The organism is Microcoleus sp. FACHB-68, assembly GCF_014695715.1.
Classification (GTDB): Bacteria; Cyanobacteriota; Cyanobacteriia; order Cyanobacteriales; family Oscillatoriaceae; genus FACHB-68.
In genome coordinates this window covers 1,206,578-1,226,878 of sequence record NZ_JACJOT010000008.1, presented here as the reverse complement: position 1 = coordinate 1,226,878, position 20,301 = coordinate 1,206,578, and the positions used below count along the sequence as shown (strand labels likewise).

Genomic DNA, 20,301 nt, shown 5'->3' with positions numbered 1-20,301 from the left:
TTGGACTGGAGACTTGGGACTAGGGAAGACACAGGGAGTAGGGTATAGAATCTAGCCACTAGCCACTAGCCCCTAGTCTCTAGCTCATTGTCTCTTCAGTTCTGCCGAAATCATGGCGCTCTTAATACAACTTTTCGCATTGGCGATTAATTGGGCCATTCGTTTGGATACTGCTTGCCGGTGGAGTGGGGTTAAACAGCAATCTTTTCCAGGATTGAGGCATGATCGAAGCAGAAGCTCATCGAGCTACAACAGGGTGCCATCACGGGTTCGCAGGATGTGTAGCAGCAACAGGGGAGCGAAATGCTAGAGCAGAATCGGCAAAAGTTAGAGAGTGAGCAGCGCTTTCGAGCGCTCATTGAAAATGGAACGGATCTAATTTTAGTTTTAGATGCTAATGGGATTTGCCACTATGCCAGTCCTTCTCTAGGGCGGATTTTAGGCTATGCCCTCAATGAAATTATTGGCAAAAGCGTGTTTCAATTGGTGCACTCAGACGATGTGGCGGCGCTATCTCAGCTATTTGATCATGCCTTACAAACCCCGCGAGTACACTTGCCAATTGCTGAGTACCGAGTGCAGCACAGCGATGGTTCTTGGTCTATTTTTGAGGCAGTGCTGACAAATTTACTGGATCACCCGGCAGTGAAGGGAGTGGTGATCAACAGTCATGATGTCACTGAGCGCAAACAGTCGGAAGCGGCATTGAAACAGGCTGCGAGTGAGGCTGAAGCGGCGAACCGGGCGAAAAGTGCGTTTCTGGCGAATATGAGTCACGAACTTCGCACGCCGCTGAGTGTGATTATTGGATACAGCGATATGCTGCTGGAGGAAGCTTTGGCAGTTGGCGATAAGGACACGGCACGCGATCTCAAGCAAATCCGCACAGCCGGCGCTCATCTGTTGACTTTAATCAATGATATTCTAGACATTTCTAAACTCGAATCCGGCCAAATGCGGTTATATTTGGAACCTTTTAGTATTGCAAGTCTTATCAAGGAAGTTGTTAGCACCATTCAACCGATCATTGATGGCAACGGCAATACTTTAAAAGTGGATTTAACCAATCATTTGGACATTATTTATGGGGATGCAACGAAATTAAGGCAGGCATTACTTAATTTATTAAATAATGCGGCTAAGTTTACCCAGCAGGGCAAAATTATGCTAACCGTGAGTGCGAAAGAGGGGGAAACCGAGGCAGTCGGTGGGGGGCAGAGCCGGTGGATCGTGTTTCAAGTTCAAGACACCGGCATCGGAATTGCCGCCGAACAGTTAGCTCATCTGTTTGAGGCATTTACTCAGGCGGATGTTTCAATCTCTCGCATCCACAGTGGTACGGGTTTGGGTTTGGCGATCAGCCGCCGGCTTTGTGAGATGATGGGCGGGAAGATTACCGTTGAAAGTAAAGTGGGAGTGGGTTCGACGTTTAGGATTTATCTTCCTGCCGTCGTGGCGAATGGGAAAGCAAAAATTGCGATCGAGGAGGAGGATACTGAACGATCTTCCCGATAAAAAAGAGTACAGACACCTCCCTCTGCTGCCGGCTCAGTAACCTGAAAAGGAGAAGCTGGAGGTGTCTGCTTTGAACAGTTAATTTTCCTTTTAACCCTTACGCTGCGCTTGAACTGGTGCGAACTTTGTCAATCGTTACGGCAATAATAATTACCAAACCTTTGACAACTAACTGCCAGAAAAATGACACGTTCATCAGGGTTAATCCATTATTGAGTAGGGCAATAATTAAGGCACCGAGTAAAGTTCCCCAGATCGTGCCAATGCCACCCGTGAAGCTCGTTCCTCCCAAGATTACGGCAGCGATCGCATCCAGCTCATATCCTTGCCCTAACATCCCCGTTGCGCTGTAAAGGCGGGAGGCGCTCATAATTCCACCTAAACCGGAAAGCAACCCACTTACGCCATAGACAAATAACAGCACCCGGTTGACTTTAATTCCTGTTAGCCGTGCCGCCCGAATATTACCACCAACGGCATAAATGTGTCTTCCTAGAACGGTTCTTCTTAAAACAAACCAACTGGCTACGACGGCTAGCAAAGCAATGACAACGAGCCAAGGAACTGGGCCGAGGTAATTGTTACCTATCCAAGCAAAGTTTAGATTTCGATTAAGTACGGTTGTGCCGTTGGCAACTAAGTAAGCAACCCCCCGCAAAGCTGTATAGGAACCGAGGGTGACGATGAAAGGGGGTAAACCTAAATAAGCAATGAGAGATCCGTTTAGTAAGCCTAAACCTAATCCCGCTAATAAGGCTGCCGGTATGGCGAGCAAGCCTACACCTGGAATCAACGAGACAAGCACCCCAACAACTGCGGTTACACCTAAAATTGAGCCAACTGAAAGGTCAATTCCTCCAGTTAAAATCACAAAGGTCATGCCAGTGGCTAGCACAATATTAATCGATGCTTGCCGAATCACATTAACGAGATTTCCCGGTGAAAGAAAGCTTGGCGTTACTATCGAAAAAATAATACAAATTGCCACTAAAATCGGTAAAATACCGGCAACCTGGATAAAGTTTCTCCAAGCTTGACGTTTACTCGCTTTCTGGCGCTCATTTCCTGAAGTTCTGGTTGGTCTGGTTTCTGTTTTACTCATGATTTCGCAACCTCTCTAGCCCCTGTGGCATAAGCCATAATGTTCTCTTGTGTAATTTTTTCCCCAGTTGAGCCGCCGACTTCACCAACCAGGCTTCCTGCACGCATGATTAAGACCCGATCACTCATTCCCACAATTTCCGGTAATTCGCTAGAAATCATTAAAATGGCAACGCCTTTTGCGGCTAAATCGCTAATAATTCGATAAATTTCGCTTTTTGCTCCAATGTCAACGCCTCGTGTTGGTTCGTCTAATAAAAGTACCTTGGGGTTAATGGCTAACCAACGAGCAAGCAATAACTTTTGCTGATTTCCGCCAGATAAATCCATTGCCCTGATGCTGGGACTGGCAAGCCGAATTCCTAAGTCGTTAATTGCATCAGCCACAATTTTAAACAGGGATTTTGAGTTGATAATGCCGGCTCTTGCTTCTCGTTCTAGAACATTCAGGGTGATATTCTCCCCCGAACTCATGTCTAGAAATAAACCGAGATTTTTGCGATCTTCAGGGACATAGGCAATTCCCGCTTCAATGGCATCATCTGGACTAGAGATGTTTAATGGGCGTTTCTCTTTGATATCTTCTGGAACATAGGCAATTCCTGATTCAATTGCATTCGTGGGTTCGGAGATATTTAGAGAACGACCTTCTAGTATGATTTCACCACTGGCCTTTTTGTCGGCACCAAAAATTAGACGGGCAAGCTCAGTTCTGCCGGCACCCACTAAGCCGGCTAACCCCACAATTTCGCCGGCATGAAGTTGAAAATTTGCCGGCTTTACCTTGCGCCCATCACTTAAATTTCTGACTTCAAGAACAACTCGGCCAGGAGTTATTTGACGCTTGTGTTCATATAAATCCTGTAAAGACCGGCCAACCATCATCTCAACTAAGCGTTCGGCGGAAATTTCTCGCTTCTCAAGAGAGCCAATATAACCCCCATCTCGGATGACACTCACGCGATCAGCCAAAGCATAAATCTCTTCCATGCGATGGCTGATATAAATCATCGCAATGCCCTCACTTCGTAAGCGGCGAACCACCTCGAAAAGCTTTTCTGTCTCCCGATCTGAAAGTGCCGCTGTTGGCTCATCCATTACTAAGATGCGGCTTTTATGTTTGAGTGCCCTGGCAATTTCAACTTGCTGCTGTTCTGCAATGGAAAGTGTTGAAACCAGATCCCCCGCACCAAAACTTGCATCAAGATTTTCCAGTACCTCAGTTGCCTGCCGGCGCATTCCCTCTTGGTCAAGAAATGTGCCTCCTTTCCTCAGCTCACTCCCCATAAAAATGTTTTCGGCAACGGTCAGATTAGGGGCAAGATTCAGCTCTTGATAAATAATCGCAATGCCCAAATCTCTCGCTTGACCGGGATTTGTCATCCTAACGGCTTGACCGTCAATTCGGATTTCACCGGCATCGGCGATATAAGCACCGGCAAGAATTTTCATCAGCGTACTCTTGCCGGCACCATTTTCACCCATGAGGGCGTGAACTTCCCCAGGATAAATAGTGAGATTGACATCATGCAAGGCGGTGAAACCGTTAAAGGTTTTTGTAATGCCTTGCATTTCGAGTACGGGTTTCGTTTTTATTGAATTTTCAGTGCTACTTACCATCAGAAATCCCTGTTATTTGATACTTCGCGCTCCACAACGCGACAGATGATCAATTCATGAATGAGTGGAATGAACAAAAGTGTTTATTCACTGGTCCAGCCTTTATGCTGATTAACGTTTTCACGAGTGATGAGTGTGACGGGAATTAAAATGTTTGGATCGGCAGGCTTGTTCCCTTTAATAATGTCGTTCCCCACCTCAACTGCCTTGGCTGCCATGCGAAAAGGATCTTGAGCTGCCGTCGCCGCAAATAGGCTTTTTTCTTGCTTGAGCGCATCTAGCGCTTCCGGTGCGCCATCGACGCCAACAATAAAGAATTCGCTTCGTTGTGCTTGTTTAGCGGCTAATTCTGCACCAATGCCGGTTGGGTCATTAATCGCAAAAACGGCATCAATTTTTGGGAAAGATGTGAGCAAATCGCTCATGACTCTTAACCCGCCATCCCGGCTTCCTTCGGCATTTTGATCTTTTGAAAGTATCTTGATCTTGGGATATTTGGAAAATACACTCAGACACCCATCAATTCGCTCAATCACGGAAGCAACAGGAGGCCCATTAATAATCACCACATTGCCTTGACCTTTTAAACGATCTGCAATGTATTGACAACTAACTTCACCGGCTTGCACATTATTTGAGGTGACAGTGGCATCAACACCGCCTTCAGCAGCGGTATCAACTGCAATAATAGGAATTCCTGCTCGCTTTGCTTTTTCTACAGCCGCGAAAATTCCCCTGCTGTCCGCAGCATTCAGTACAATCATGCTGACATCCGAGGCAATGAAGTTTTCGATTTGGTTGAATTGCTGATTTAAGTCATCCCCACTGGAAACAAGCGTTGTTTTCACGTCTCCACCGCCTATTCTTTTCGCTGCCGCCTCAGCACCCTTCCCAATTTGTACAAAGAAGGGATTGCCGAGATCGCGGACTGTAACAGCAACCGATGACAGTTCTGTGCCTCGATTCTTGCCGGCTTGAGTGTTCTGGGTATCTGCTGAGCAACTCGCAAGAGTGCCAGTTACTAAACTCAAAAAACCAACTGCGACCGCTACTCGTTTCACTTCAAACTCCAATGAATGAACGATCGTTTGAAGAGAGTCGATTGCTAATATGACTGTGCAAACCTAACAATTACCCGTGTATAGGATTGCCCAATACCTTTTGATTTTCTGCTAGTCAAATCTCACTAATCCGATTTCTAGAATGCTTATAGGAAGAGATAAATTAAGGATAAACCTCGCTCTCTCTTCCGGAAAATTGCTATTTTTTATTAAAGGATATTAGAAATGGGTAAGCGTTCCGGTGCTTCAAATTAGGAGAAAGTTTTGGCAGAAGCCACACTTGCAAAGTCATATTAAATTTGACTCTCGCTATTATTTATATTCTGACTTTAAATCTAGCTTGTCATCTATCTTTCGATTGATATAATGCTTTATAAAGAACTATATTGCTTAAATTTAATAAATTAAATTTTGTAAAGATTATTTACGCAATCTTTTTATTATGACGAACGAATATTGAGAGCAATTTTGCCACAATATTGAGCGCCAATATTATAGTTCAGAAGTACAGAGTTCCTTCAAAAAAAACTGGCAAAGTATGTAAAAGCTAAGCCAGTTAAGGTTAGGGCGCAAGTCCAAAAAATCATGAAGCGCTCGTCGTTGTATAGCTTACTCGACTATAAGCTAGCGGAATACGAGCTATTTGATCCCAGAAAAGCCTTGGAAATCAATCGGGTACTTTCCAGATTAAAAGTTAAAGCCGGTACGAATCAACCCGATCCATTGCGTCTCGTTGCGGCTGTCATTTTCAGGATTAATCACCACCCAAAAAGCGGGAGTAATGGAGATGTTGTCATTTATCTGAAAGCGATAGAACGATTCAATGTGATATGAAGAATCTGGCTCATCACGCACATCACTATTGATGACGCGTGCCGGCAACCCCACTAAAATACCGGGTAGGTTGCCTTCACCCCCGACATCTGGGAAACTGAGACCAATCGCTCCATACATAATATTGGCGCTATCACCTTTACCAACGTTGAGTAGAACCGAGCCACCTCTACCATCAGAGAGGTTGCTGTCACCAGAACTGTTGGCATAGGCATGGGTGTAAACGCCCCAAGCATGAACTTGAAAGTTGGGAGAAAAGCGATAAAATCCTTGTATTGCTACGGAATCACTGGATGTGGCAATATTATCTCCAAAGGGTCTTCTCGCCAGAAAACTGCCGGTATCCCCCGTGAGATCAACCTTGTCACTGGGTGCATAGGAACCGGAATACAAAACGCTAACGGCTCCCGACTCTCCATAGTAAGCAAGCTGAGCCAAAGCGTTGTAGGAACTGTTAAATAGACCATTTTTTGGACTTGGAATATTAGCATCACCGGATAAATAACCCAGCGTTAAAACTAGGTTTTTGTTGATATCCCAGTTAACGGCACCGCCTCCACCGCCGCGCCGGTAGATGGGATTGTATTCTCCAAACTTGGAAGGAATTCCTAAACTATCGCTGGCGATGGTGGGAGGGGTAAGCAAGCCGGTAATATCAGGATAGCCAACACCAGTTGGGCCAATTGTAATGGCGACATTCGGCGTAATTGGAGTGATATAGAGCAGGTGAGGCAGAGTAATGTCGTTATTAAAGTTGCCATCAAAATTTAATCGCGTCATATTTGTACCCGTCTGTTCAGCAACGTTCCCAAAGTTGCCGAATTCGATGCGGGTTCTAAGAAGATCGCGACCTGTAAAGCTGGTTTCAATATTTAATCGAGCGCGATTTGCAACAAAGGTATTGGTATCATCGCTATTTCCCCCGACGCGATCACCAAATGTATCGGTTGCTGCCACTATAATTTCAGCATTCAGCCTAGTCGTGGTGGAGAATTGATTGCCTTCTAATTCGATTGTGCGTGCCTCTAGAACATCTATTCGACCGCGCAAGGTTGTTAATTCGCTAACAAATTGATCTTGCAGCTTTTGTAGGGTTGCTAAATCTTCCTTAGTAGCCTGGTCAGGCGGTTGTGTTCCAAGTGATTCGGTGAAAAAATTGAGACAGGCATTCAATGCGGCGGCAAATTCGTATCGAGTCATCGCACGGTTCCCTCTGTAGCTGCCGTCGGGGTAGCCGGTGATGCAGTTGTAGCGCTCAACCAGTGATTGCAATGCTTGGAATGCCCAATCCGTGGGTTGCACATCCGAGAGTTGGGAGACAGAGTTTATCTGTGCTAAGGGATCTTCAGCGGAATTTTCTAACGGTTCAGCCTCTATCGCTTCCACCGGCTCATCCGCAACCGAGTTATCTATGGGGATCGCCCAAGTTGCAGAGGCAGTGAGTAAAAATAAAGCCGGTGATGCGAGTAGAAATGCAATAACCCTGTGACAGAAAGACTTAAGCAGCATAAAACATGACTTTTTTAAGGTTGATATCTATCGCAACAAAGAATTTTTCAAGGTACTGACTATTAAACGTGTGCGCGACGATATAGCGGGTTTATGACTCGCTAAAAACACACATATTTATTTTTTGCTAATAATCAATTCCAGATGAGATTTCTAGATGCTTATACGAAGAAAGATACAAAGAGAACCCCTCGGCTTTGCCTCCTAAAAATCCTTGGAGGTTCTTAAAATATCTTAAGGATGGTATAAGCGTTCCAGGACTTAAAATCTGGAGAAAGTTTTTAGCAAAAGCCGTTATAGCTTTTGTTTAAAGGCTTGCGGAATCACATTCAATTTAATTCTCGCTATCATCTATGCTCATATTAACTTACCGGCTTCGCATCTATCTTAAGATGGATGAAAGATTGAGAAATCAGAGCAAATCCGTTAAGTTTTGTATTATTTCTGGTCAAGATTATTTATAGCTTGTGTTAAACATAAGTTGTTAAGAGTTAATAAACTTTTGATTTAATAGTTGGGATTTGAGCTATTAGTTTCAATGCTTTTCAAGAGCCTGGACTAGCTCAAACGCCTAGTTATAGATGCAAATTGCTTTATTACATAAAGATTTAACCGGCTAGTGATCAAGCTTTATGCAAGTTATAAGTGTGGCTGCTTATGTGCCGGCAGAAATCTTTCTTTATAGCATAGCGAGCGCTACAATAGTTGAGCCGAATCAGTTGAAACTCCCATCTTGTATGAGTCTCAGCAACCGCCAGCGAGTTGGCTCCTTCAGGGTTAGGATGAAAAATGCTCACGCCTATTAAAGGTAAGCAAGGATATATCACTTAACACTATCGTTTGCAAACACGCCATAGGCTACCGCTGAGCAGAGAGAAGGCAATTGCCGCGATCAACCATTGAGACGGTGCCGGCGGCGTTCCTTGAAACAAAGGCAACTGGAAAAAAGTAATGATTGCAGCCACCACACCCATTAAAGCCGCACCGGCAATGAGTCCAGATGCGTAGAGGACACCTCGCTCTAACTGATGACTAAATCCGCCTTTTCTGCGCTCGACCAATAACCGAATTAACCCGCCAACCATAATGGGAACGGCTAAATGGATGGGCAAATAAAGCCCGACCGCAAAGGCTAAGGTGGGTAATCCCATCATTTCCACACAGCCGGCAAGGGCGATGCCGGTGAGGACGAGTCCCCAAGGCAGGTTGCCGCCTAAAACACCTTCAATAACGAGTTTGATTAAATTCGCTTGCGGTGCTTTGAAGTTGCCGGCAACGATATCTGCTCTAAACAATTCCATTACGGTGCTCATGACTAAGGCAGTGGCAACGACTGCAACAATTTCACCGATTTGCTGGTTGCGGGGACTGGCACCGAGAAGAAAGCCGGTTTTCAAGTCTTGGGAGGTGTCGCCGGCCATTGCTGCTGCAATGCATACGAGTGCGCCAATTGTCAAGACTGCGATTTTGGCTTCTGCGGGGCTGTAGGCTTGTCCGAAAAGCAGGGCGCAGATCAGCACAGTGGCAATGGTCATGCCGGAGATCGGGTTGGAGGAAGAACCAATCAGCCCGACGATCCGGGAAGATACGGTGACGAAAAAGAAGGAAAACACGACAACTGCAATGCCGGCAGGGATGCCCAGTGGGCCGCCGGTTCGCAGGGGAAGAAAGGCAACTAAAAGGCCGGTGGCGATGAGTCCTGCAAGTACGAGGGAAAAGGGTAAATCTTCGTCAGTTCGCGCTACAGATGTGCTGCCGGTGTGGCGGCGCAAACCAGCGAGGGCGACTCTCACGGATTCCCAAAGCGTGGGGGCTGATTTGATCAGGGTGAATAAACCCCCGAAGGCGACAGCACCGGCACCGATATAGCGCAGGTAGCGACTCCAGATGGTGAAGCTGTCCATCTGGGCGATGGGAGTAGTGAGTTCTGGGGCGATAGGGACGCCGGCAGCGCTGCCAAACAGATAGATGAGGGGAATTATAACCAGCCAGCCAACGGCACCACCGGCAAGCATAACGGCGGCAATTTGCGGCCCGATAATGTAGCCAACACCGAGCAGTTCCGGGGTGACATCTGCTCCAACTGAGGTGCGGAAACCGAGTCGGTTGATGGCGATATCCACTTCTGCCGGCCACAGGTGGGCGAATCTTTCCAAGGCGGTGTAGATTGCGCCGATTCCCATGCCGGTGAATAGCAGTTGGGCTTGCCGGCCTCTGCCTTGGGCGGCAACTTGAACTTCTGCACAGGCGGTACCTTCAGGATAGGTGAGGCGTCCGTGTTCGCGCACAATCAGTAGCCGGCGCAGGGGAATCATAAATAAAATTCCCAGCAGTCCACCGAGGATAGAAAGGGGGAAAATCGGCCAGAAGCCGGGGGTTTCGCCCCAAAGATACAGGACCGGAATCGTGAAGATCACGCCGGCAGCCAATGAGTCACCGGAAGATCCGATAGTTTGCACCATGTTTGTTTCCAGAAGCGTGCCGCGTCCGGTTGCGCGGAAGATGGCGACGGCGATGACGGCAGCCGGGATAGAGGCAGAAACGGTGAGTCCAACTTTGAGTGCAAGATAGGCGTTTGCTGCACCGAAAATGATGCCGGTGGCGATGCCGACAATTAACGATCGCATTGTCAGTTCCGGCATTTGCACATCTGCGGGGACTGCCGGTTGATATTCTTCTCCCGGTGGCAGGGGTTGGTAAGCTTGCGCCGGCAATCTTAATTCAGGTCGGTTTGCATCTTCAGACATAAAATATCAACTCTCTTTTGAGAAAGTAATAAAATTAGAAATAGATTTTCCAGATGTACTATTTTAAGCATTTTTGGTTTTATGAATCGCTCCATTTTGGCCGAACCCACCTTATCTAAACCGCTTCATCACTGGCAGCCGGCAACATGGGAAGATTATGTGCGATTGCGTGATGAGCCGGCAGACGAGGAAATCAGGCTATTTTTTAATCAGAATTATCTGTTTGTTGACATGGGTAATGAAGGAATTGACCACGCGAGATTCAGTAGACTTTTTGCCATGCTGTTTTTTTTCTGGTTTTCTCGCAAACCAGAGGTGATTTTCGACGATCTGGGAGGATGTGTCCTTGAAAAACCTAACCAGCAAGGTGCCTCACCAGATTTAGTGCTTTATATCGGGGAAGGTTCACCGCGCTGGCAAAAGGGAGAACCCCGCCGAATTAATCTGGATAACTGGCGAGTTCCTGATCTGGTGGGTGAAGTGGCTGACACGACGATAGCAACCGATTTAGATGAGAAAAAGCAACTTTATGCGGCTTTAGGAATTCCTGAATATTGGGTTGTGGATATCAGAGCAGAAAGAGTATTTGTGTTTTGCTTAGAGGAAGAGGGTAAGTATAAAGAGTGTCAAACTTCTGTGGCACTTGAAGGGTTGTCAGTTTCTCTATTAGAGCAGACTTTACAGCAGTTGAATCAGGGAACAAATGGCAGCGCAGCGCTTTGGTTTTCTCAACAAATTGCTAATTCGTCAGATTCTGAGTCTTAGATGATATTTATAAATTTTTTTCTGACAAATATGAACGAGATCATCCCATTTTTGTAAATAAGGAATGCGGGCATCTTGCCGGCTGACTGTAATCTCAGGGGGCAAGATGCTCCTGTGGACAATATTTTTGCAAATCTGGGATGCATCCGTTATGAACACGGCTGGAATGTCCGGGATGACAAGGCTTGCAGCGTGTTATTCACATCAGAATAGCTGTTTGGAGTTTAGAGAGAGAATCAATACTTGCTAGCTCCTGTAGAGATTGATGAATTCTAAAATGGCTTCCTCTTGAAAACCTTTTGCAAGTTTCTGTAGGGTTTGAGTAAAAGGAAGAAGTTTGTCATCCGATTGCTCCAGCAGTTTTGCCTGTTTGATGATGCCTTTTAAGCTTCCGCGCACAGCTAACTGGTATAGCATTTCAAGTTCTGTTGCAGAAGGTGGAATGATATCGGTTTCATCAGTGAGTTGCTGAACAGAGGTTGGGTAGATTTCTGCGTAAACCCATTCTATTTGCAAATGCTTACGAAGTTTTTCCAGAAGTTCTGTTGCCTGCACAGGTTTAGGCAAAAAGGCATCTCCTCCAGCTTCCAAACTTTGATGCTGATCACTGTCAAAGACACTGGCAGAGGAAACAATAATGATGATGTGTTTCAGATTCTCCGATTCGCGGATACGCTTCATCAGCCCAAATCCATCTAGTTCAGGCATTACCAGATCGGTGATGACTAAATCAGGCTGAAACTGCTGAATTTTCTGCCAACCTTCTTCACCGTTGCCGGCTTCTACAACTTCAAAACCAATGGGTTGTAATAAGTTACAAACAACAGAACAGTTTTCCCACTTGTCATCCACAACAATGATTTTACGTCGTTCGCCTTTGATTCCAACGATCTGTCCATGACGATCAACTTGAGCTGTTTTTATCCACTCATCTGCTTGGGGTAGGCTGACATCAAACCAGAAGATACTACCAACACCCCTTTCGCTTTGCACTTGAATGGCACCCCCCATGAGGCTGACGATCTTTTGGCTGATAGCAAGTCCCAATCCCGTGCCTTCGGCTTGGCGTTTAGCGTCACCGGCTTGTTCAAAAGGCAGAAATATCTTTTGCAACTGATCGGGAGACATTCCAATGCCGGTATCGCGCACTTCAAAGCGTATTTTGTCTGCTGCTGCAAAGCTAACGCTCAAGGTAACACTGCCGTCATCGGTAAACTTGATTGCATTGCCCAATAAGTTGAGCAAAACTTGCCGCAAGCGTTTTTCGTCAGCACGCACTCCGGTGGGTAACTCGGCGGTGGATTGGTAGTGAAAGCTAATGCCTTTTAGATCGGCGCGAATACGGCACATTTCCGCAACGCCTTGCAGAAATGCAGGGAAGTGGAAGTCGGATGGGTTGATTTCCATCTTGCCGGCTTCAATTTTAGAGAGATCGAGGATATCGTTGATCATGGTTAGCAGGTGGGAACCACACTGGTAAATCACATTCACCTGCCCTCGCTCCTCTTCACCCACAGTTTTAGATCGCTGCAAAATTTGGGCATAGCCCATAATGCCATTGAGTGGCGTTCTTAACTCATGGCTCATGTTGGCAAGAAACTCACTTTTTGCCTGGTTTGCTGCTGCACTTCGCGCCGCTTCGCGAACAGCAATTTCTTTAGATTGCTGTAATGCTGCTGTGCGTTCCTCAACTTTAAACTCTAGTTCTTCATTGACTCGCTCTATTCGTGCTTTTGCCTGTTCTCGCTCCATAATGACGGCTGACAAAATCAGTGTGGTAACGCAGACAGTTCCAATAAATGCTTGCAATAGCAGTAGAGATTCGTTGAGGGTGCTGCGATTGAATGAACTTGTCCCTCGAATCGCACCGGCAATTGCTAATGCCGAAACCAAAAAGATCGCAATCGCTGTGAACCTTTGCTCAGAACGAAAGGCCGACCACACTAACAGTGGAATCAGCAAATATTCAACCGGATAGCCGAAGCCAAAAGCCACGATTCCTACGCTTAATAGCAAGAAAGCCCAGAGCGTAATTTCCAAGGTGGACTGAACTGCTCGTCGTGATCTGTGATGCGTTGCTGTGTTTATGGGTTTGCCGGCTTGAAGGCTATGCTTGCTGAACCAATGCTCAATCCAAAAAAGCAGAAGCGGTACAATCACCAAAACACCGATGGCATCTCCTAACCAGAATGTTAACCAGCTAATGAGGTAGTCTTTTTCCTCAATGAATCCACACAGGTACATGGTAGTCGAACCAAAGGTGGGACTCACCATACAGCTCAAAAGTTCAATTCCAGTAAATTTTGTAACGTTAGGTGTAGTGGTAAATATATAGCGAGAACCGATGAACCGTTTAATCAGATATGCACCCACGATTGCCTGTAAGACGGAACCTGTGGCAATACCGAAACCAGAAATAATCGACATTGACAAAATGCCTGTATTTGCCAAAAATGCCCACGTTGCCGCAACCAAGGCTCCTAACCAAATGCCCCACCAAACTCGATAGCCCATGAGCAAAATGGCGGCAAGTGCAATGCCAGATGGTGGATATACGGGCGTAATGAATCCAGGCGGAATTGCCAGATATTGCCCAAGTTTTGCTGTAACATAATAGATGAGCGCAATCAAAAAGATCAGCAAAACTTGTTTGGAACGATTCGGGAAAGCTAGCAGATTCATGAGAGATATCCAGAGCTGAAGTATTAAAGGTTGAGCTGCTTCAAAGCTTAAAGTACCCAAATTGAAAGGTAATGTAGCATTCTACGTTTCGGCCCTTCTGTGTTTCTTGCTGCTAAACTTCTTTGATTTCTTTTTTTTAAAAAAAGTTTAAAATGTGCGAATGCCGGCAATTCATGTATCCTCAATCGGTTGTAACATTTCTAACAAAGAAGATGCCGGCACGGCAAGCTTTTCAGGGTGACGATCCTTTAGGGCGATAAATAGCTTCTAGCTGATTGAAACTGAAGGCAACAAAAAAGCCGGTGGAATGCCGGCTCAGTTTATTGGTAATAAAATCACCTTTAGCATTAAGTATTAGCGAAAAGGTTCAACCTTAATAGATTGTCTAGTATCAGTGGCGGGTTGGTTCGGTACATCTGCTCTCCCGTCCACAATGACAGCCATGACAATAATGACTGCGATTACAATCCCTAGCAAACTACCAAAGGGATTGTCCCCTTCTTGAGCATCACAGGAGTTTTTGCAAACGCAACAGACAAAGAGGTGTGACTTCTGAGGGTGCTGAACAAAATGGCAAGGAAGTTTTTGAAGATTTTTACCATCGTAAGGACATGACATAACAAAGAACTCCAAATATATATAGAGGTATATTGGGAGCACTGGGCTTTGATTATGCAGGTGGCAGGGCATTCTTGGGAAAAGTTATGTTACAAAATTTTCTCATTCATCACTGCATCTAACAAAATGTCGGCACCAAAACGCACGGGATCGGTGCAAGGCAAACCGGCTTCTTCTTGAACTTGTGCAATTGCATCTCTGGCTGCCGGCTCATCTAAGTGGTGAGTGTTGAGTGCAATTGCAGCGACACGCGCCGGTTGCAGGGCACCACCGGCACCGGCAACCGCCTCATAAAGCTGAACCACAACCGGCAGCGGCGGAATCTGCACCTGGGGATGATTGCGAACATGAGTTTGGCCGGCTCGATGCACCACCACTAGATGCGTTGGCTGAGAACCGCGCAGCAGGGGCAAAGTAGCCGTTGATCCCGGATGCAGCAGGGAACCCTGTCCCTCAATGTGCAAAATGTCGTGATCGTTGCCAAACTGCATCACCATCTGTTCCACCGCGCCGGCAGCAAAGTCCACCCGCACCGCATCCAGCGCAATTCCATCACCGGCAATCATCAAGCCGGCTTGTCCAGTTGCCAGAAATTTAGAACGCAAGCCGCGCCGCACAGATACGCGGTTTAACTCCAAACTCGTAGACATTTTGCCGATACTCATATCCGTACCAACGGTTAAAACGCGCCGGCAAGCCAGCGATCGCGCCTTCGCACCGCCAATTGCCAAACGTGCCGGTTCTTTTCGCACATCCCAAATCCACTGTCCCTCCCGCAGCAACTCCCGGAATTCCTCATCTTTGGCGAGTTGCGTGTGCAAACCATTCACCACCGACAACCCCGCTGCCACAGCCTGCCGAACTTCCGCCAGCCACTCTGCCGGCAACGCGCCCCCAGACGGCGCAATCCCGATTAATAACACATTCGCGTTGTAGGCGAGCGCTTCCTCAACCGAAGCAACAATCGGCACATCACGCGCAATGCCGGTTAATTCTGGCAGCGACTCACCCGCACATTGCCGGTCAATTACCACCACAATCGACGCTTCACTAAAACGTAGAAGGGATAAGCCGGTTTTTCCAGAAGGCCCACGAATCCCTTCATGCAATAAAATAGCAACTCTATCTTGATCAGTCAGCATAAAATTAACTAATTTCTAAAAATCGAAACCTAACTTTATCCATCCATCACAATCATCTTAGAACACTAACAGTAGACTATCGCTACATCTGCGTCCACCTAACAATAATTTATTGCCTACATCTGCGTTTATCTGCGTGCATCTGCGGTTCAAAAAATCAAACTGCTTGCCTCCTATCAAAAACCTAATTCTTAATCACCCCCAACCCCGGCAAATCATTCGGCACCAAACAACCCTTTTCTATCACCGCGCCGGCAAACGAATCATCTATCAGATTCAAATGACTATCTAAATCTAAATAATCCGCCAAAGGTGATAATTGAGCCATCGCAGTATTCGCAATCGAACTATCGGAATAGCAACCAAACATCACTTGTAAACCGCAAGCCCTTGCAGTATGGATCATCCGCAACGCTTCCGCTAAACCTCCCGACTTCATCAACTTAATGTTAATGCCATGCACCCGATCTGCCAATTCTGGAATATCTCGGCTGGTGAAACAACTTTCATCAACAAAAATAGGTAGAGGCGATTTTTCTTTCAAGGCCGGTAAGTCTTTTTCCTGTCCTGCCGGCAGCGGTTGCTCCACATATTTAACACCCAAATCTGCAAGCCACGAACACATTTTCACCGCATCATTTAAACTCCATCCCCCATTTGCATCAATGCTCAATTGAGTATCAGGTGGTGCTTCTTCTTTCACGGTCCTCAGCATCGCCTGATCCGCTTCAATTCCAGCCGGACTGCCTAATTTTACTTTAACAAACTTGAATTTTGTCAGTTTAAACCAATCTCGCACCCGCTCTTTTGCACCCTCTGGCGAATTAATTCCAATCGTGACAGAAACGGGGGTAATTAGGTTAAGATTGAGTCCCCACATTTGCCATAGGGGCAATCCCACTTTTTTACCTAACCAATCGTGCAAGGCTGTATCTATTGCCGCACGGGCAGCAGAAGGTGTTTTAAGTTCAAGAAATAATTGTTCGATTTGCTGCCGGTTGAGGGGATTTAATCCATCTGCCAACCTTACAAATGCCTGCAATGCTTCAAGAATATCTTCAGTCGTTTGCCGGTTGCTTCCAATCGAAAAAGGTGAAGCTTCTCCCCATCCTTCAATGCCGGCGTGTTCGATTCTAACCCAGATATTTGTTGTTTGGGCGGTAGTACCGCGACTGATGGTAAGGGCAAAGCGTTTGTGGACGGTAAAGGGTTCAATGTGTATTTGCATGGGGTTTTGCTGGTGGTAAAGTTACTCTTTGATCATTTATTGAGATTAACATTTAGAGAAACACTTCAAGCCTTGATATTTTATCCAATTATGAACAAAAGTTTTTGAATTCAGTGATATAATACATTAAATTGGTTAACAATATTTTTTATGCGAGGAGAAACCATGTCTTTGCAAGAACTGAGAAAACAAATTTATAATTTATCGGTGATGGAGCGCTTAGCCTTAATGGAAGCAATCGCCCAATCGCTTCAACAGGAACTCAGACCTCGTCCAGATCAAGCTGCTCGCATGGGAGCATTAACGCGGCTGCGTGGAATGGCAAAAACAGATGAACCCTCACCCACAGATGCGGAAGCAACCGAAGCTTATGTAGATTATTTAATGGAGAAATATAAATAATGCGGGTTTTGGTAGATACGAATATTGTTCTAGACTTTATTCTTGATCGCGAACCCTTTGTAGCAGAGGCTTCTACTTTGTTAGAGTACATCGCATCAGGTGAAATAGAAGGGTATATAGCGGCCACAACCTTAACCAATATTTTTTATATTGTCAAACGGGCAACTCGGAGCCTTGAGCGGGCCAAACAAGCTGTCTCCGATACGCTAACCTTAATGGAAATATGCTTGGTTGACAAGAGCATTTTAGAGAGCGCTTTTGCATCTAATTTAAATGATTTTGAGGATGCAGTTCAGATAGCTTGTGCGCTGGCAAATGATGTTGATGCAATTATCACTCGCGACGCTCAAGATTTTGTGGATGCTCCGTTATCAATTTTATCCGCCGGCGAATTATTAAATACTCTGCAATCGCCTTAAATTGAAGAGACAAATGCTTTTAAGCAGCCGGCACAGTTGCGAATGCTCTTAAGCAGCCGGCACAGTTGCACTCTGGACAGTTTCAGAACCGTGGATCGATGTCCGCCGGCGCTATCAGATCGGCTGGAGTCACAAAGCAGTTGCAACTCCTAGCCTAGAAAAATAATATAAATGTCAAGTGTTTTAATCACAAAACCCTGACCTTGTAAAGACTTTACAGATTTTCTTAGCTGCTCCCCCTGGATGTGTCACTCAAGTAGGGTCTAAGATAGGTAAGGACTTTGCCGCCCATCTTGAACATGATACCTCGCCCTGAACCCTCACACGCTAGCCTTATCAGGAGGTCTGCCCAAATGCCCAACAAAATCTTGGACGCTCATATTGAAAACGCCCAGATTTTAATTAGTCCGATTGAAATCAAAGCGAAATTACCATTAACGGTTTCAACCGGCAATCATGTTTTGCAGTATCGCAAAGAAATACAAGAGATCCTGGATGGGAAGGATAAGCGGAAATTTATCGTCGTAGGCCCTTGTTCTATTCATGATGTAGATGCCGGCTATGAATATGCAAAGCGCCTTAAAACACTTTCAGAAAAAGTAAAAGATAAATTTTTACTGATCATGAGGGTTTATTTTGAAAAACCCAGAACAACCGTGGGCTGGAAAGGATTAATTAACGATCCAGACATGGATGATTCTTTTCATATAGAAAAAGGGTTACACCTGGGGCGTCAGTTCCTAATTGGAATTGCCGAATTGCAATTGCCGGCAGCCACAGAAGCCCTCGATCCCATCGTCCCACAATATATCGGCGACTTGATTTCCTGGACAGCTATTGGCGCACGCACCACGGAATCGCAAACGCACCGGGAAATGGCTAGTGGGCTTTCTATGCCGGTGGGTTTCAAAAACAGCACAGATGGCAGCATAGAAGTTGCTTTGAATGCCTTGCAATCAGCAAGCAAACCTCACCATTTCCTAGGAATTAACGCCAGAGGATTAGTGTCTGTTTTCAAAACGACGGGCAATGCCTACGGTCATATTATTCTCCGAGGCGGGAATGGTCAGCCTAACTTTTACCCAGATCATGTAAAAGCAGTAGAAGAAAGATTGCAAAAGGCCGATCAAGCCGTGAGAATGGTCATTGATTGCAGCCACGGCAATTCAAACAAAGATTACAAAAAACAAGGGTACGTTTTTGAGAACGTAATGCAACAAATTGCAGACGGTAACACGTCAATTGTTGGCTTGATGTTGGAATCGAATATCTATGAAGGAGGTCAATCGATTCCGATTCCAAGTCAACTCGATCAACTCAAATACGGGGTTTCTGTCACTGATAAATGTATCGGCTGGGAAGAAACAGAAGAAATGATTTTGGCGGCATACGAAAAACTGCCATAAAAGCGTAGTTGATAGCTAGGTGGGGACGCGAAGGCTATCCACCTAGCGACTATTCTGTAAAAGTCGCTAACAACTTTGCAAGGCTACAGCAACCTTTAACTAAGCGCTCAGAAATTTTTCGTGACAGGTTTAACAGATCATTTCCCTTCACTCCATGAATGCTTGGAGTGCCGGCTAATTCATTTAATTTTAAACACCTGTCCCACTTTTTCTAGAGAAATTCTTTATAAGAGCCGGCAGAAAATAAAAATAAATGCTCATTAATTTTTAAGTTTAAAATCTTTTAACTGAAACGATTAATTTTATTCGTTAAATTCACCAAACTTATTAAATTCATTCCGGTTTTGGCAAATTCCGGATAATTAAAGAAGTTATACAGACACTTTAAAAAGTGGCTATCTTTAACAAAATTTTGCTAACTTTCAAGATTTTAATAATTGTGAAACCAGGCACGACAGCAAGGCTGGTAATCAAGCAATTTCAGCAATCTTTTTGGATTCGGAAACTTGCTAGAAGAAAACCAGTCCTGATTTTAATCTAAGGTAACGATTTATGAGACATCTCTGGAAAAAGATGGAGCGGTATTGTTTTCGTGAAATAAGTGAGGGAAAATTTGGATTTTCCCATCGCAAGCTTGTTCCCGTTTTTTTGTTGGCTGGAATTTTGTCCGCCGGCACAAGTTTTATGCTACTTAATCTTCTTGCATTGGATGGAGCTGCTAGCCCAATTGTCAACCAGCGTAAAAAGACATTTACTAGCTCAACTTTTCGCGCCACCTTGCAATATCCGAGTCACTGGAAATTAATAGCAGGTTACGATACCTTTAACACGCGTTATGGCAGCTCTGATGGCTTTTTTATGATGTCTGCCGGCACTCGTGAAGGAATAACTTTTGAGGCTTTGTGCGCTCAAGAAGCAAGTCATAAACTCAAGCCTTACGGAGCAAATCCTCGCATCGAGAAACTACGAATTCAGGGACAGCAAGCCTGTTTGATTTGGCCTTCACAGGATCAAGATAAAAGCATGATGAACCAAGCTCAGCTCATTGTTCAAGCTCCGCGATTGATTAAAATTTCGGGAACTCAATACAACAATTTTACGTTAGTGGCCGATAAAAAACATATCCGAGAGCTTGCTAGAACACTGAAATTTATTTAGCTCAAATTCTTGTGAGGCAGGCATCTTGCTTGCCTCATAAGAAATGATTGAATTCTGATCTCGTTGCAACGGCTAGCGCTGTTTTTTTATTTGC

14 protein-coding genes are annotated in these 20,301 nt (G+C 45.4%); 6 read left to right on the top strand and 8 right to left on the bottom strand.

Annotated features, from left to right (window positions below):
• Positions 1 to 303 precede the first annotated feature (303 nt).
• On the top strand, positions 304 to 1,515 hold the full coding sequence (locus H6F73_RS13760) for an ATP-binding protein (protein WP_190759278.1): 1,212 nt from the start codon (positions 304 to 306) through the stop codon (positions 1,513 to 1,515).
• Positions 1,516 to 1,612: 97 nt separating this feature from the next.
• Here H6F73_RS13760 and H6F73_RS13755 read toward each other — a convergent pair whose 3' ends face one another.
• The 5 genes from H6F73_RS13755 to H6F73_RS13735 all read right to left on the bottom strand — a co-directional run bounded on the left by H6F73_RS13755 (position 1,613) and on the right by H6F73_RS13735 (position 10,387).
• Positions 1,613 to 2,617 carry a ribose ABC transporter permease gene (locus H6F73_RS13755; protein WP_190759277.1) on the bottom strand — a complete coding sequence of 335 codons (1,005 nt, stop codon included), beginning with the start codon at positions 2,615 to 2,617 and terminating at the stop codon, positions 1,613 to 1,615.
• Positions 2,614 to 4,236, bottom strand: coding sequence for a sugar ABC transporter ATP-binding protein (locus tag H6F73_RS13750; protein WP_190759276.1), 1,623 nt, complete (start codon positions 4,234 to 4,236; stop codon positions 2,614 to 2,616). Before H6F73_RS13750 ends, H6F73_RS13755 begins: the two co-directional genes overlap by 4 nt.
• 83 nt (positions 4,237 to 4,319) lie before the next feature.
• Positions 4,320 to 5,297 (bottom strand): substrate-binding domain-containing protein, encoded by a 978-nt coding sequence (locus tag H6F73_RS13745; protein WP_190759275.1) that lies wholly within the window; start codon positions 5,295 to 5,297, stop codon positions 4,320 to 4,322.
• Positions 5,298 to 5,984: 687 nt separating this feature from the next.
• Complete coding sequence (locus tag H6F73_RS13740; RefSeq protein WP_190759274.1) at positions 5,985 to 7,640, bottom strand: iron uptake porin; 1,656 nt, start codon at positions 7,638 to 7,640, stop codon at positions 5,985 to 5,987.
• An 833-nt stretch (positions 7,641 to 8,473) separates the two neighbouring features.
• Entirely contained in the window at positions 8,474 to 10,387 is a 1,914-nt protein-coding gene (locus H6F73_RS13735; protein ID WP_190759273.1) for an oligopeptide transporter, OPT family, read from the bottom strand.
• An 81-nt stretch (positions 10,388 to 10,468) separates the two neighbouring features.
• Here H6F73_RS13735 and H6F73_RS13730 point away from each other — a divergent pair, with 81 nt between their 5' ends.
• Complete coding sequence (locus tag H6F73_RS13730) at positions 10,469 to 11,152, top strand: Uma2 family endonuclease (RefSeq protein ID WP_190759272.1); 684 nt, start codon at positions 10,469 to 10,471, stop codon at positions 11,150 to 11,152.
• A 246-nt stretch (positions 11,153 to 11,398) separates the two neighbouring features.
• Here the strand turns inward: H6F73_RS13730 and H6F73_RS13725 are convergent, their stop codons facing one another.
• The 3 genes from H6F73_RS13725 to H6F73_RS13715 all read right to left on the bottom strand — a co-directional run bounded on the left by H6F73_RS13725 (position 11,399) and on the right by H6F73_RS13715 (position 16,822).
• Complete coding sequence (locus tag H6F73_RS13725; RefSeq protein ID WP_190759271.1) at positions 11,399 to 13,834, bottom strand: MASE1 domain-containing protein; 2,436 nt, start codon at positions 13,832 to 13,834, stop codon at positions 11,399 to 11,401.
• A gap of 707 nt (positions 13,835 to 14,541) precedes the next feature.
• Positions 14,542 to 15,594: a DUF1611 domain-containing protein gene (locus tag H6F73_RS13720; RefSeq protein ID WP_190759270.1), complete on the bottom strand. Its 1,053-nt coding sequence runs from the start codon at positions 15,592 to 15,594 to the stop codon at positions 14,542 to 14,544.
• Between the two features lie 184 nt (positions 15,595 to 15,778).
• A complete protein-coding gene (locus H6F73_RS13715) occupies positions 15,779 to 16,822 on the bottom strand; it encodes a dipeptide epimerase (protein ID WP_190759269.1) in 1,044 nt (347 codons plus the stop codon).
• A 165-nt stretch (positions 16,823 to 16,987) separates the two neighbouring features.
• Between H6F73_RS13715 and H6F73_RS13710 the strand changes: the two genes are divergently transcribed.
• The 4 genes from H6F73_RS13710 to H6F73_RS13695 all read left to right on the top strand — a co-directional run bounded on the left by H6F73_RS13710 (position 16,988) and on the right by H6F73_RS13695 (position 20,207).
• Positions 16,988 to 17,224: a hypothetical protein gene (locus H6F73_RS13710; protein ID WP_190759268.1), complete on the top strand. Its 237-nt coding sequence runs from the start codon at positions 16,988 to 16,990 to the stop codon at positions 17,222 to 17,224.
• Positions 17,224 to 17,643: a PIN domain-containing protein gene (locus H6F73_RS13705; RefSeq protein WP_190759267.1), complete on the top strand. Its 420-nt coding sequence runs from the start codon at positions 17,224 to 17,226 to the stop codon at positions 17,641 to 17,643. Before H6F73_RS13710 ends, H6F73_RS13705 begins: the two co-directional genes overlap by 1 nt.
• Before the next feature lie 353 nt (positions 17,644 to 17,996).
• Positions 17,997 to 19,049 carry a 3-deoxy-7-phosphoheptulonate synthase gene (locus H6F73_RS13700; RefSeq protein WP_190759266.1) on the top strand — a complete coding sequence of 351 codons (1,053 nt, stop codon included), beginning with the start codon at positions 17,997 to 17,999 and terminating at the stop codon, positions 19,047 to 19,049.
• A gap of 684 nt (positions 19,050 to 19,733) precedes the next feature.
• Complete coding sequence (locus H6F73_RS13695) at positions 19,734 to 20,207, top strand: peptidase M56 (protein WP_190759265.1); 474 nt, start codon at positions 19,734 to 19,736, stop codon at positions 20,205 to 20,207.
• Positions 20,208 to 20,301: the final 94 nt, after the last annotated feature.